The following is a 14,248-nucleotide window of genomic DNA, read 5'->3' as shown; positions in this document are numbered from 1 at the left end:
GCGCGGCGGCGCGGCCTTACCGGATCATCGCGCCGTCGTCGCGCAGCAGCGTGACCTCGACGAACTTCGAGCCGACGCGATCACCCGGACCGAAGCGGACGTGGTGCCCCCCCAGGTCGACGTCCACGCCCTCCAGCGCCTTCAGCAGCGCTGCGGAGTTGATTTCGCCCTTGATGCGCCGCAAGCCCTCGACCATCACGCGCGCGCCCAGGTAGCTCTCGAAACTCGCATGGGAGAAGGGCATGCCGGGCGCGTGGCGGCGCATCGCCTCGCGATATTCCTGCACCACCTTCAGCGAGCCGTTGAAGGGCGAGGGAACCACCTGCGTGATGCCGATGCCGCGTGCCGAATCGGTGCCGGCCACGGCGTGGAATTCGGAGCCGCTGATGACGGACAGGCCGGAAATCTGCGTTCCCGGATGCAGCTTGCGATATTCGCGCACGAAGGCCGCGGCCGGCCGCATTACCGCGACCATCAGCACCGCCTGGGGGGCGCCCCTGGAAATCGCCGCCACCGCCGCGCCCACGTCCTCGCTGCCCTTCTCGTAGCTGCCGCGCGCCACCAGGCTCAGCTCGCGGCGCGCGAGCGCGCTCTCCACGCTCGACAGCACCGTCGAGCCGAAGGCGTCGTTCTGGTAGAAGACGGCGATCTTCTTCAGGCCGATCAGCGTGAACTGCTCCACCAAGCGTTCGACCTCGTCCGCGTAGCTCGCGCGGATGTGGAAGACGTAGGGGTTGTAGGGCTTCCTGAGCGGCTCCCCCCCGGTGAAGGGCGCGACCAGCGGCACGCGCCGGCTCGACAGCACGCCCTGGCGCAGCAACTCGGCCACGTTGCCGGTGCCCGCGTAGCCGATCAGGCCCACGGCCCGCTCGTTGTCGATCAGCTGCTGCGTCAGGCGCACGGTCTCGGCGGTGTCGTACAGGTCGTCCTTCACGACGTGCCGGATCTTGCGCCCGGCGATGCCGCCCTCGGCATTGACCAATTCGAAATAGGCCCGCGCGCCCGCCACGATTTCCTTGCCGGTCGCGCGCAGCGAGCCGGAAAGCGGCGCGCATTGCCCGATCACGATCTCGCTGGCCTGCGCGGAGGTAATCGCTGTCAGTGCGAATGCGGACACGGCAAAAAGATGGCGGAAATAACGGGTTCTCATCGAGGGCTCCGGCGTGAAGACGACGGAGTTACATTAAGCAACAAACATGAAATCGCTATGAACGCGATTTGACGGCGGCGTGACTTGCTGGGGTTTTCTGCTCGGCTCCTGGGGCATTCGCGTGGCCGCACCGCATCGCTCCCGAGCTTGACGATCGTCAAGCTCTGCGGGCCGCCCCGAGCCGTGCCGCCACCGCGGCGCCGGCCTGCATGCCCCGGGTGTAGGCCTCCTCGAACACCGAGTAGCCCGACAGGTCGGCATGCGCGAAGCGCACCCGGGTGCCGGTCTCGCCGAGCGCGCGCAGCGCGGCGCTGCCGCGCACACCGGGCAGCGGGATGCTCATCGCGTGGCCCCAGCGCATCAGCTCGGCGCGGCGCACCTTCGCCGGCAGGTCCGGGTGCAGCGGCGCGAGGTCGGCGATCACCGCCTCGGCCCAGTCGCGCCACGGCCGCTGCAGCAGCGCGGCGCGCTGCGCCTGCGGCAGCGCCCAGTACGCCGTCAGCACCGTCGGGCCGGGGTGCGGGCGCAGGGCCTGGTGCATCGCGTCGACGTAGCCGAGCGCACGCGCGTCGCCGCCGAAGGCGACGTTGTCCCAGGAGGGCGGCGCGCCGCCGGGCACGACGGCCAGCGGCTCGTCGAGCCGCAGGTTGGCCACCAGCCACGGCGCATGCCGCTGCGCCCGCACGGCTTCGACCAGCGCGGCGGGCGGCCGCTCCAGCAGCCGCGCGGCGACGAACAGCGGCACCGCCAGCACCACGTGGCCGGCCTGCCACGTCTCGGGCCGCCCGAGCCGCTCGTCCCAGGCGCGCACCGTGACGCCGTGGCGCGACTCCTCGACGCCGAGCACGGTGCGGCCGGTGTGCAGCCGCTCGCGCAGCGGCGCGGCCAGGCGCTCGGCGAGCCAGCCGTTGCCCTCGGGCCAGGTGAGCACCGGCTCGCGCGCGGCGTCCTCGTCGCCGGGCGCGTGGAAGCCGTGGCGGCTCGCGAAGTAGTGCAGCCCGGCCCAGGCGGACACCACGTCGATGCCGGCGCCGTAGTCGTCGCGGCAGCAGTGGTCGAGGTACCAGAGCAGCCGCGCGTCGTCGAGGCCCTGCGCCTGCAGCCACTGCCCGAAGGTGAGGGCGTCGAGCGCGGCATGCGCGGCGCTCCAGCCGGCGCGCTGCGTCGGCATCGCGAAGCCGGCCTCGCGCGAGGCCTGCCGCACCGCGGCGGCGAAGCGCCGGTACTGCGCCTGGGTCGTCGAGCCCGGCTCGGCCGGCGGCAGCAGCCCCTCGACCCAGGCGCCGTCGATGAAGAGGCGCTCCTGCGGACTGTGGCAGAGGTGGCGCTCGTCCCAGACCGTGCGCCCGGCCTCCTCGCGGCACAGGCCGAGCGAGTCGAGCAGCCCGGTCACCTCGTGCGCGTGCGGGCCCGGCAGCGGCAGGTAGTGCGCGCCGAGCGGGCAGGCGAGGCCGCCGACCGCGTGGCCGCGGCTGTTGCCGCCCGGTGCGTCCTCGAGCTCCAGCAGCCGCACGTCGTCGATGCCGCGCCGCGCCAGTTCGCGCGCCGCCGCGAGCCCGGCGATGCCGGCGCCGATCACCAGCACCGAGGCGCGTCGCGGGGGTGCCGCCGCGGCGGGCACGATGCGGCCGGCCTCGCGCAGCCGGTGGCCGCGCGAGGCGGCCGCGCCGACCCAGCCGCCGTCGAAGGACGCCGGCGGGCGGCCGCAGCCCGCCGGGCCGAGCGCGAGCGCCGCGGCACCGGCGCCGAGCAGCGCGCGGCGCGTCAGGCCCGCCCTCAATGCAGCGCGCCCCATTCGCGCTCGAAGGTGTGCACCAGCACCTGGTTCGACAGCCGGTTCGGCTCCGCGGGCAGCCGCGCCATGTCGGGCGGGAAGTGCAGCAGCGCGGGCAGCCCCTCGAGCGTGAGGAAGCGCAGGCCCGCGGGCAGCGCGTCGGGCATGCGCCAGGGCCGGCGGCCGGCGACGATGAAGCCCCATTCGCCGAAGCTCGGGACATGGGCGTGGTAGGGCGTGACGGCGAGGCCCACCGCCTCGAGCGTCGCCGCCACGGTCCAGAAGCTGCGCCGCGCGATCAGCGGCGAGCTGGTCTGCACCACCAGGTAGCCGCCGGCGGCGAGCCGCTGGTCGACGCGCTGGTAGAAGGTGGTGGTGTAGAGCTTGCCGAGCGAGAAGTTGCTCGGGTCGGGGAAGTCGATGACGATCACGTCCCAGGGCTCGTGCGGCTGTTCGAGCCACTGGAAGGCGTCGGCGTTGACCACCTCGACCTTCGGCGAGCGCAGCGCGTCGCCGTTGAGCTCGCGCAGCAGCGGCTGAGCGGCGAACAGGCGCGTGACGTTCGCGTCGAGGTCCACCAGCGTGACGCGCTCGACACCGGGGTACTTCAGGATCTCGCGCACCGCGAGGCCGTCGCCGCCGCCGAGCACCAGCACGCGCCGCGGCGCGCCGTGCGCGGCCATCGCCGGGTGCACCAGCGCCTCGTGGTAGCGGTACTCGTCGCGCGAGTGGAACTGCAGGTTGCCGTTGAGGAAGAGCCGCACGCCCGCCGGCCCCGAGGTGACGACGATGCGCTGGTAGGGGCTGCTCTCGCTGAGGATCGCGCGGTCGCCGTAGAAGCGGTCCTCGCTCCAGGTGGTGAGCCGCTCGGCCCCGGCCATCGCCGCGCCGAGGCAGGCGACGACGCCCGCGCAGGCCAGCGCCCAGGCGCGCGGGCGGCGCAGCTCGCCGCGGAACAGCCACAGCGCCCAGGCCGCCACCGCGGCGTTGAGCAGGCCGAAGAACGCGCCGGTGCGGATCAGCCCGAGCTGCGGCACCAGCAGCAGCGGGAAGGCGAGCGCGACGGCGAGCGCGCCGAGGTAGTCGAAGGTCAGCACCTGCGACACGAGGTCGCGCAGCGCGTAGCGCTCGCTGAAGTGGCGCTTGAGGATGCGCATCACCAGCGGGATCTCCAGGCCGACGAGCGCGCCGACGAGCAGCACCAGCGCGTACAGCAGCGTGCGGAACGGCCCCTGTGCGAGCGGCGGCAGCAGGCTGTGCGAGACGAACAGCGCCGCGGGCATCAGCCCGCCGACGAGGCCGACCAGCAGCTCGATGCGCAGGAACTGCGCGACGAGCTGGTGCTCGACGTAGCGCGACAGCCAGGAGCCCAGCCCCATCGCGAACAGGTAGGTGCCGATCACGGTGGAGAACTGCAGCACCGAGTCGCCAAGCAGGTAGCTCGCGAGCGCGCCGGCGGCGAGCTCGTAGACCAGGCCGCAGGCGGCGATGACGAAGACCGAGGCCAGCAGCGCGAGCTCGGCGGGCGCGATGCGCGCCGCCGCCGGCGCGGCCGCGGCCGGGTTCGGGGGGGCGGACTGCAAGGGGGCGGCGCCTCAGTGGATCGCCGCGGCGACGATGAGCGCGATGCCGAGGCACATCGCGCCGACGACGATCGCCAGCGCCGTGTTGCGCTTCTCGCAGATCTCGGCCCACAGGTCGTAGGGCGTGAGGCGGTCGATGACGATGAAGCTGATCCAGAACACCAGCACGCCGACCAGCGCGTACAGGATGGAGCCGAAGAAGACCTCCGGCCGGAGCCATTCGATGCCCATCATGGGAAAACCTCCTGAAGCGGGTTGAGTGTCGAGCAAGGGTTCATTTGTGGCCGCCCCAGGAGCCGCCGCTGTTCCAGCTGCCGCCGGAGCCGCCGCCGCTGCGGGACTGCGCGTCGAGGCAGCGCTGGTGCGCGACGCTGGCCTCGCCGAGCTGCAGGCGCTGCGGCTCGCAGGCGCTGCCGTGCCCGTTGGCGACGCAGTGGCGGTAGGCGGAGCCGGCACGCCGCGCCTCCAGTTCGAGCGGCCCGCAGTCGGGGCGGTCGGCACGTGCCCAGGCGACCATGCCGATCACGAGGACCGACGCGAGCAGCAGCGCCCAGGACAGGTGCCCGCCCGGCATGCTGCGGAAGGCGCCGTGCGGCGCGACGTCGCGGCTGAACGCGGCGAGCTTCGAGGGGTCGAGGCGGAAGGCCCGGGCGACCGTTGCCGAGTCGAGCGTCTCGCCGCCCGACCAGACCACCTCGCCGCCGCGCTGCTCGCGGTTGAGGCGCTTGCGTGCGTGCTCGCGGCCGACGCCCGCGTAGTCCGTGTTGAAGCCGCGCTGGCCGCGCTCCACCTTCCAGTAGAACTCGCCGAGCACGTAGGTGGTGCGGGCGCCGTAGCTGCAGCGCCTGCGGTAGTCGACGCCCTGGTAGGAGACCCGCGGGTCCCGGCCCTCGGGGGCGCCGGTCAGCGGCCGCACCCAGCTCCAGCCGTCCTCGGCCTCGACCAGGAAGGCGAAGCCCTCCTTGCGGTTGTAGAGCAGGTACTCTCGCCAGAAGGACTGTTCCTCGCCCGACTCGACCGAGGGCTCGCAGCGCTCGAGGTAGCCGACCACCTGCCAGGGCAGCGGGGCGCGGGTGCCGAGCGCGAGCAGCCCGGTGCTGCCCAGCGGCAGCAGCGGCTCGGGCGCGTCGCCGCCGCCGCGGGCCTGCGCGTAATGAGCGAGGTCGGCGCCGACGCCCTTCGAGAGGTCGACCACGGCAGCGCAGTGCCGGCAGGCGATCGTGCGCGTGCTCGCGAGCGACACCTCGAGAGAGGCGCCGCAGCCGGGGCATTCGATGCCGCGCGCGCCGAGCTCGCGAGCGGCCGCCTCCGCGGCCAGCCCCTGCATCCCCAGCTCCTCCAGCCGCACCGCCCGGCCGACCGACCACGACGGCTTCTGCGGGTCGCCGTAGTCGATCGTGGCGACTTCGCCGTCAGGGCCGCGCAGCTCCGCCACCGCGAAGCGCTCGCCGGCGCGCGGCGGGCGCGGCAACTCGCCCTCGGCGGCACGCAGCGTGGCCTGCACCACCGAGGCCACGCTCCAGGAGCGGCCGTCGAGCGTGCGGCGCTGGCCGGCGGCGAGCCGCGCCGGGGGCGGCAGGCCGGCGGGCGCGGGCATGTCGAAGGCGAAGACGTGGCTGCCGTTGTCCTCGCAGAGCCAGCCCGAGCGCCCGGAGTCGAACAGCGCGTGCCACTCGTTCCAGCCGCCGCTCTCGCCGGCGTACTGCATGCGGCCCACGAGCATGAAGCCGGCGCCCTGGTAGCGGCCGCTCGCGCCGAGCCGCAGCGGCGAGTGGTCCTCGAACAGCTCGCCGCCGGTGCCGATGCGGCGCAGCGCCTCGCCGTCGCGCAGCAGCGTGCTGCGGCAGAAGCCGCAGACGGCGCTCGCCGACGCGGCCGAGCGGAACTCGACCGGCGCGCCGCAGTTCGGGCACAGCGCGCGCCAGGCGCGCTGCGGGGCGGGGGAGGACGCCAAGGCCTCAGACCAGCTTCTTCAGCAGCTCCGCCTTCTTGGCCGAGAACTCCTCCTCGGTGAGGATGCCCTTGGCCTTGAGCTCGCCGAGCCGCTCGAGCGTCGCGATCACGTCCGCGGGCGCCAGCGTCGCGACGGGCGCCGCCGCGGCCAGCGACGGCATCGTGCCCTGCAGGCCCTGGCCGAGCTGCTGCGCGAGCACCTGGCCGAGCGCGATGCCCGCGCCCAGCCCCATCGCGTCGCCGGCGATGCCGCTGCCGGAGCCGCCCTGCGCGGCCAGCGCGGGAATGGCCTGCGCGGTCTGGTACTGCATGAAGCGGCCCATGTCCTGGCCGACCATGCCCATGCCGATCCTCTGGTCGAGCACCTTCTGCAGCTCCTCGGGCAGCGACACGTTCTGCACCGTGACGAGCTCGAGCCGCAGGCCGAGCGCGGCGAAGGCGGGCGCGGCGGCCTCGCGCAGCCGGGCGGCGAACATCACCTGGTTGGCGGCGAGGTCGAGGAAGGGCACGCCGCTGGATGCCACCGCGTCGGAGAGGTGCTGCAGCATCAGGGCGCGCAGCTGGCCGTCGAGGTCCTCGGCGGTGTAGCGCTCGCGCGTGCCGGAGACCGCGGTGTGGAAGCGGCGCGCGTCCTCGACGCGGAAGGCGTAGTTGCCGAAGGCGCGCAGCCGCACCGCGCCGAAGTCGCGGTCGCGCACCGTCACCGGCTGGCTGGTGCCCCAGCGGCGGTCGAGCTGCTGGCGCGTGCTGAAGAAGTAGACGTCGCTCTTGAAGGGCGACTGGAAGAACTTGTCCCAGTTCTTCAGGTAGGTCAGCACCGGCAGCGTCTGCGTCGTGAGCCGGTACATGCCGGGTCCGAACACGTCGGCGATGCGGCCCTCGTCGACGAACACCGCCAGCTGCGACTCGCGCACCGTCAGCGCGGCGCCGTGCTGGATCTCCTGCCCGCTCACCGGGAAGCGCCAGGCGAGCACGCCGTCGTCGCCGTCCTCGGTCCACTGGATGACATCGACGAACTGCTTCCTGATGAAATCGCCCAGTCCCATGCCCCCTCCGTGTATCGGTATGTTTCGGCCGCGCCGATCATACTGAAGCCGGGGGGCCGGCCTCGTTCCTCAGCACGGCAGCACGCGAAGGAGGGCGCGGTCTTACAGCGCGAATCAAGTCTGACAGCGGCGTCACGATCGGTGACGAGCCTGCCGCGCGGCGAGAGAAATCCGTCACTGCCAGCCGGCCCCGTCCGCGCCGACACTGCGCGGCATGAACCTCAAGATCTCGATCGCACTGCTCGTCCTGACCGATGTCGCCCTGGTTGCCTGGGTCTACCTGCTGCGCTGAGCGGCGCCTGTGCACCTGGATGCAGTGCCCCTCTCACGCCGTGCGGTCCCCGTCGCCCGGCCCGGCCGCGTCGGCCCCGGCCCGCGGTCGCACGATCTCGCGGCTGAGCGCGAACAGGTAGCCGTCCGGGGGACGGATGCCCTGCTCGCCCAGCCTCCCGAGGGTGTCCAGGCACTGCAGGATGATTTCCCGCGGCGCGCCCCGCAGTTCGTCGAGGCTCGGCAGGGCCGCGGCGGGGTTCGGAACCATCTTGCCGGTGATCTGCGCTTGCATGGGAATCGTGGTCGGGCGTGAAAACGATGTCTCTTTGTATCGAACGAACGATCGTGCGGCAAACACGTACACGTCCATCTCCCTGAGGGCAGGCGGGACATGGGGCGCGGCCACGGACGCAAGGGGCTGCGTCGGCGCGGCGGCGCGCACTTTCCCGGGGCGAGGGGACGGGCAGCCGCCGCGGCGCTGGCTCAGCAGGCGTAGGACTCGACGAAGCGCGGGTCGCCGGTGAAGCGGCAGGACACCGCACCCGCCTCGACCTCGAGCAGCGTGCCGTTGTGGAAGGCGAGTTCGCAGCGCACCGGCCCCGGGGCGTCGAAAGGCAGCGGCAGCCGCGCGTGCGCCGCGCCCGCAGCCGACAGCCGGCCCTGCACCAGCCGGCCGACGCATTCGTGCAGCGCGCCGGTCCACGCCGCCCGCGCGAAGGCCAGCTCCAGCGTCCTTGCATAGCCGAGCACCGGCGCCCCGGCGCGGGGCCCGGCCTCGCGCCGCTCCACGTGGGCCGCCGAGAACTGCACGCGCAGCGTGTCCCCGTCCGCGAACGCGAGCCGGACTTCGGAGTCGTGGAACAGCAGCGCGTCGTTCATGGCGGCAGGGTCTCGGCAAGGCAGGGGCGGAAGCCGCAGCATAGCCGGCCCGGCTCGGGGCAGCGCAGGCCTTGCCGCGCATCAAGGCGCGGGGCAGGAGGGCCGGGGCGCGGCTCGAGCGGCGCGGGGCCGCGGGCGCGCTCGAGTCGCCGGCTCGCTTGATCGTGGTCAATTCGCGGCCCGGCAGTCCGTGGGGAGAATGGTCCTGCCCCTCCCGGGTCGCCGGCCGCGGGCCGGTGCCGCCGGGGGATTCCACCGCACCGCCCGCCATGAACGACCGCCTGATCGCCCCCGTCGCCGAGCCCGACCCTCCGCCTTCCCGCGAGGCATCCCCCTCGTGGCATGCCCATTCCGTCCCGCAGGCCCTGGCGGCCCAGCAGGCGGCGATCGAGGGCCTGAGCGCCGCCGAGGCGGCGCGACGGCTCGAGCTGCACGGCCCGAACGCGCTGTCGACGGCGAAGCCGCCGCACCCGCTGTGGCGGCTGGCGATGCAGTTCCACAACCTGCTGATCTACGTGCTGCTCGCCGCGGCGCTCGTCACCGCGCTGATGGGGCACTGGGTCGACACCGGCGTGATCGTGGCGGTGGTGCTGCTCAACGCGGTCATCGGCTTCGTCCAGGAGGGCAAGGCCGAGCGCGCGCTGCAGGCCATCCGCCACCTGCTCGCGCCGCGCGCGGTGGTGCTGCGCGACGGCCGCGCGATCGAGATCGACGCCGCGCACCTCGTGCCCGGCGACGTCGTGCTGCTCGCCTCGGGCGACCGGCTGCCGGCCGACGTGCGGCTGCTGCAGGCGCGCAACCTGCACGTCGACGAGTCCGCGCTGACCGGCGAGTCGATGCCGGTGGGCAAGCACATCGACGCGGTGGCCTCGGCCGCGGCGATCGGGGACCGGCTGTGCATGGGCTATGCGGGCACCTACGTGACGCAGGGACAGGCGCGCGGCCTGGTGGTGGGCACCGGCGCGCGCACCGAGATCGGCCGCATCGGCCGCATGCTCGAGACGGTGGAGCAGGCCGGCACGCCGCTGCTGCGCAAGATGGAGCGGGTCGCGCGCAGCCTGACCGGCGTGATCCTCGCTGCCGCGGCGCTGCTGTTCGGCTTCGGCACGCTGGTGCGGGGCTTTCCGGCCGCCGACATGTTCATGGCCGCGGTGGGCCTGGCGGTCGCGGCGATCCCCGAGGGGCTGCCTGCGATCATGACGATCACGCTGGCGATCGGCGTGCAGCGCATGGCCGCCCGCCACGCGGTGATCCGGCGGCTGCCGGCGGTCGAGACGCTCGGCTCGGTGACGGTGATCTGCTCCGACAAGACCGGCACGCTCACGCGCAACGAGATGACGGTGCAGCAGGTGGTGCTCGCCGGGGCGACGCTCGACGTGGAGGGCGGCGGCTACGCGCCCGAGGGCGCGCTGGTGCTCGGCGGCGAGCGGCTCGACAGCGGGCGGCTGGCGCAGCGGCTGCCCGCGGCGCGCGCGCTGGCCGAGGCCGCGGCGCTGTGCAACGACGCGAGCCTGCAGCGCGACGAGAGCGGCTGGAGCCTCGCCGGCGACCCGACCGAGGGCGCGCTGCTGACGCTGGCGATGAAGGCGGGCGTGCAGCCGGCGGAGATCGTGCGCCGGCTGCCGCGCCTCGACGCGATCCCCTTCGAGTCGGAGCACCGCTACATGGCGACGCTGCACCTCGGCGCCGACGGCACGCGGCTGCTGCTGCTCAAGGGGGCGCCGGAGCGGGTGCTGGCGATGTGCCGCGCGCAGCTCGGCCCTGACGGCAGCGAGCAGCCGATCGACGCGGCCTTCTGGCACGAGCAGGTCAACATACAGGGTTCACAAGGACGCCGCACCCTCGCGCTCGCGCGCGGCACGCCGCCGGCGAGCGACCGCCCGCTCGCGCACGAGGACGTCCAGCAGGGCCTGACGCTGCTCGGGCTGGTGGGCATCATCGATCCGCCGCGCGACGAGGCGGTGCGGGCGGTGGCGCGGTGCCGCGCCGCGGGCATCCGCGTCAAGATGATCACCGGCGACCACGCCGCGACCGCCAGCGCGATCGCCGCCCGGCTCGAGCTGAGCGAGCGCCTTCGCGCGGTGAGCGGCCCGGAGATCGAGGCGATGGACGACGCCGCGCTGCGCCGCGTCGTCGCCGGGACCGACGTGTTCGCGCGCGCCAGCCCCGAGCACAAGCTGCGGCTGGTGCGCGCGATGCAGGCCAACGGCGAGATCGTCGCGATGACCGGCGACGGCGTGAACGACGCGCCGGCGCTCAAGCAGGCCGAGGTCGGCGTCGCGATGGGGCTCAAGGGCACCGAGGCGGCCAAGCAGGCGGGCGCCGTGGTGCTCGCCGACGACAACTTCGCGTCGATCGCGCACGCGGTGGAGGAGGGCCGCACCGTCTACGACAACCTACGCAAGGCGGTGACCTTCCTGCTGCCGGTCAACGGCGGCGAGTCGCTGTGCCTGCTGCTCGCGGTGCTGCTCGGGGTGGCGCTGCCGATCCTGCCGGCGCAGATCCTGTGGGTCAACATGGTCAGCTCGATCGCGCTGGCGATGGTGCTCGCCTTCGAGCCGACCGAGCCCGACGTGATGCGCCGCCCGCCGCGGCCGGTGGGCGAGCCGATGCTGTCGCGCTTCGTCGTCTGGCGCATCGTGCTGGTCTCGACGCTGTTCCTCGCCGGCATCTTCGGCATGTACGAGCTGGCGCTGGTGCGCGGCGCCCCGATCGAGGAGGCGCGCACGGTGGCGGTCAACACGCTGGTGGCGATGGAGGTGTTCTACCTGTTCAGCGTGCGCTACCTGAAGTCGCCCTCGTTCACGCTGCAGGGCGTCAAGGGCACGCCGCGCGTGCTGCGCGCGGTCGGCGCCGTGTTCGCGCTGCAGCTGCTCTTCACCTACGCGCCCTTCATGCAGCGGCTCTTCGACACCCGGGCGCTCGACCTCGTGCAGGGGGTGCAGATCGTCCTGGTCGGCGTCGCGCTGCTGCTGGTGCTGGAGGTCGAGAAGCTGCTGCTGCGGCGCGCCGGGGCGGTGCCCGCCTGAGGAGCTCCGCCGGCCCCCCGCTGCCGCGGCCCGGACACCCGCCCGGGCAGGCGCGACGGGGGCGCCAGCCGTGAGCGATGAGGCGGGCCTGCCACGAACGCGCGCTGTGCCCGCCTCCGGTGCCGGTCCAGCGGCAGGCGGCGGCGCCACGCGCCTAGCATCGGCGCTGGACTGACACAGGAGACCTCCATGGCACGCAGGTACTTCACGGTGCTCGCCGCCGCCGCTGCCGTCGCACTCGGCGGCTGCGCGATGCAGCAGGGCGGCAGGGCCGGCGCGGGCGGCCCGATGGGAGCGCACGGCGGCCATCACGGCATGCCCGGCCCCGGCGCGATGGCCAAGATCTCGCCGACGCAGGGCAACCAGGCCAGCGGCGTCGCCACCTTCCACGAGGCGGGCGGGCAGCTGATGGTGCACGTGCGCGTCACCGGCCTGACGCCCAATGCCGAGCACGGCTTCCACGTCCACGAGCGCGGCGACTGCTCGGCGCCCGACGCGACGAGCGCCGGCGGGCACTTCAACCCCACCGGCAAGCCGCATGGCCCGCAGGGCGGGGAGCACCACGCCGGCGACCTGCCGAACCTGAAGGCCAACGCGCAGGGCAATGCCGAGATGCGCGTGACGCTGTCGGGCCTGACGCTCTCCCGCGGCGAGACCAGCGTCCTCGACCGCGCGCTGGTGATCCATGCCCAGCCCGACGATTACCGCAGCCAGCCGGCCGGCAATTCCGGCCCCCGCATCGCCTGCGGCGTGATTTCCAGCCCGGTGCCGCCGCCACGCTGAGCCGATATTCCCCGGGAGGTTTTTCCCGGGGCTGAATCCTGACCCTATTCGACGGCAGGCCCGTTCCGCGAAAAGCGGGGCGGGCCTGCTTTCGCGCGTGCCTCATGCCGATCCACCGGATCGGGGGATTCAGGCGCGAAAACGAAAAAACGGGCAAAGCGTTTTCAATTGCAACCGAAAAGGTCGCGATTGGCACCTGCTCGCCTGCCCGCAAATGGGGGGATATCCCACTCGTTTGCAGGATGTGGGCCCCTTCTCATCCCGAAGAAACTGCATCGGAACAAAGAGACCCCGCAATGAGAGACGGGGCGGGAGGGTAACGTTTTCGGGAGTAACGAGTGCGGGCATTCAGGCTATTCCAGCACCATGTTTCATATTCGACGCTGCTTGAGCTCTTCGCCGACAGCGTCCTGTGCTTCGTCGCGGCGCTCGCGGTGGCGTCGGCATTCCAGGTCGTGCCCGGCAACGATGCGGATTTCGCGCTCGATGCCGGGATGATCTGGGTGGCGACGCAGTTCGCCGTCGTGATGCTGCTGCTCTATTCGTTCGTGGGCCTCTACCGCACCAGCTCGGTGCCGGTGCAGCGCGGCAGCATCGTGCGGCGCGCGCTGCTGGCGCTGATGGTGGGCGCCTTCATCGCCTACGTGCTGTTCCATTCGGTGGCGGGGCAGGTCTCCGCGGGCCGGCTGCTCGGGTTGGTCGTGCTGCTGCTGGCGAGCCTGATCGTGGTGCGGGTGGGCATGTTCGCCTTCCGCCGCGCGGTCGGCGCGCCGCGCGTGCTGATCGTCGGCAGCGGCCCCGAGGCGCATCGCGTCGCGCAGGACCTCGCGGCCCAGCACCGCATCGAGCGCGAGCTGGTGGGCTTCTACCCGACCTCGGAGGAAATCCACCCGGGCCTGCCGGCGACGCGCATGTTCCCGCGCAGCCAGACCATCACCGAGATCGTCGCGCGCAACCAGATCGACGAGATCATCGTCGCGACGCGCGAGCACCGCGGCGGCCAGGTCTCGATGGACCAGCTGCTGACCTGCCGCATCCAGGGCACGCCGGTGCTCGACATGGCGGGCTTCTACGAGCTCACGCGCGCCATCGTGCCGATCGACGGCCTCAAGGCGAGCTGGCTGATCTACGGCGACGGCTTCGTGCAGGGCCGCGCGCGCCAGGCCGCCAAGCGCGCCTTCGACATCGTCAGCTCGGCGACGCTGCTGTTGCTGGCCGCGCCGGTGATGCTGCTGACCGCGCTCGCGATCCGGCTCGACAGCCCGGGCCCGGTGATCTACCGGCAGGAGCGCGTCGGCCTCGGCGGGCGCAGCTTCATGTGCCTGAAGTTCCGCAGCATGCGCACCGATGCCGAGAAGGACGGCGTGGCGCGCTGGGCGACCCAGGGCGACACCCGGGTGACGCGCGTCGGCGCCTTCATCCGCAAGTCCCGCATCGACGAGCTGCCGCAGCTGTTCAGCGTGCTGCGCGGCGAGATGAGCATGGTCGGGCCGCGCCCCGAGCGGCCGGCCTTCGTGGAGCAGCTGCGCGAGCAGATCCCGTTCTACGACGTGCGCCACAGCGTCAAGCCGGGCGTCACCGGCTGGGCGCAGGTGCGCTACAGCTATGGCGCCTCGGTCGAGGACGCCCGTCAGAAGCACCAGTACGACCTCTACTACGTGAAGAACAACTCGCTGTTCCTCGACCTGCTCGTGCTGATCGAGACGGTTAGCGTGGTGCTGTTTCGCGAGGGGGCGCGCTGAGCAAGGCGTCGTCTCCGGTTTTCTTCTCTCTCTCTG

The 14,248-nt window shown here is 72.8% G+C and carries 11 protein-coding genes; 3 read left to right on the top strand and 8 right to left on the bottom strand.

From position 1 onward, the window contains the following. Positions 1-16: 16 nt before the first annotated feature. The 8 genes from D3A59_RS06235 to D3A59_RS06200 form a co-directional block, all read right to left on the bottom strand. Positions 17-1,150: an ABC transporter substrate-binding protein gene (locus tag D3A59_RS06235; RefSeq protein ID WP_119154039.1), complete on the bottom strand. Its 1,134-nt coding sequence runs from the start codon at positions 1,148-1,150 to the stop codon at positions 17-19. Positions 1,151-1,307: 157 nt separating this feature from the next. Next, entirely contained in the window at positions 1,308-2,945 is a 1,638-nt protein-coding gene (locus D3A59_RS06230; protein WP_119154038.1) for an FAD-dependent oxidoreductase, read from the bottom strand. Continuing rightward, positions 2,927-4,507, bottom strand: coding sequence for a polyamine aminopropyltransferase (locus D3A59_RS06225; protein WP_119154037.1), 1,581 nt, complete (start codon positions 4,505-4,507; stop codon positions 2,927-2,929). Before D3A59_RS06225 ends, D3A59_RS06230 begins: the two co-directional genes overlap by 19 nt. A 12-nt stretch (positions 4,508-4,519) precedes the next feature. Next, complete coding sequence (locus tag D3A59_RS06220; protein ID WP_119154036.1) at positions 4,520-4,741, bottom strand: DUF350 domain-containing protein; 222 nt, start codon at positions 4,739-4,741, stop codon at positions 4,520-4,522. Positions 4,742-4,781: 40 nt separating this feature from the next. Continuing rightward, the gene (locus D3A59_RS06215) at positions 4,782-6,461 is read right to left on the bottom strand and encodes a DUF4178 domain-containing protein (protein ID WP_119154035.1); all 1,680 of its coding nucleotides are present in this window, start codon (positions 6,459-6,461) and stop codon (positions 4,782-4,784) included. Positions 6,462-6,465: 4 nt separating this feature from the next. Next, a complete protein-coding gene (locus D3A59_RS06210) occupies positions 6,466-7,506 on the bottom strand; it encodes an SPFH domain-containing protein (RefSeq protein ID WP_119154034.1) in 1,041 nt (346 codons plus the stop codon). Positions 7,507-7,831: 325 nt separating this feature from the next. Then, positions 7,832-8,071, bottom strand: coding sequence for a hypothetical protein (locus D3A59_RS06205; protein ID WP_119154033.1), 240 nt, complete (start codon positions 8,069-8,071; stop codon positions 7,832-7,834). Between the two features lie 191 nt (positions 8,072-8,262). After that, complete coding sequence (locus tag D3A59_RS06200) at positions 8,263-8,658, bottom strand: hypothetical protein (RefSeq protein WP_119154032.1); 396 nt, start codon at positions 8,656-8,658, stop codon at positions 8,263-8,265. Positions 8,659-8,927: 269 nt separating this feature from the next. Here D3A59_RS06200 and D3A59_RS06195 point away from each other — a divergent pair, with 269 nt between their 5' ends. The 3 genes from D3A59_RS06195 (at position 8,928) to D3A59_RS06185 (ending at position 14,212) form a co-directional block, all read left to right on the top strand. Continuing rightward, the gene (locus tag D3A59_RS06195; RefSeq protein ID WP_119154031.1) at positions 8,928-11,687 is read left to right on the top strand and encodes an HAD-IC family P-type ATPase; all 2,760 of its coding nucleotides are present in this window, start codon (positions 8,928-8,930) and stop codon (positions 11,685-11,687) included. 189 nt (positions 11,688-11,876) lie between these two features. Then, entirely contained in the window at positions 11,877-12,470 is a 594-nt protein-coding gene (locus tag D3A59_RS06190) for a superoxide dismutase family protein (protein WP_119154030.1), read from the top strand. A 338-nt stretch (positions 12,471-12,808) separates the two neighbouring features. Then, positions 12,809-14,212: a TIGR03013 family XrtA/PEP-CTERM system glycosyltransferase gene (locus D3A59_RS06185; RefSeq protein ID WP_119154029.1), complete on the top strand. Its 1,404-nt coding sequence runs from the start codon at positions 12,809-12,811 to the stop codon at positions 14,210-14,212. Positions 14,213-14,248: the final 36 nt, after the last annotated feature.

The organism is Caldimonas tepidiphila (assembly GCF_003569765.1).
In the GTDB taxonomy this organism is placed as follows: domain Bacteria; phylum Pseudomonadota; class Gammaproteobacteria; order Burkholderiales; family Burkholderiaceae_C; genus Caldimonas; species Caldimonas tepidiphila.
The sequence above is the reverse complement of the archived record's forward strand: the minus strand, read 5'-3'. Positions and strand labels throughout refer to the sequence as shown.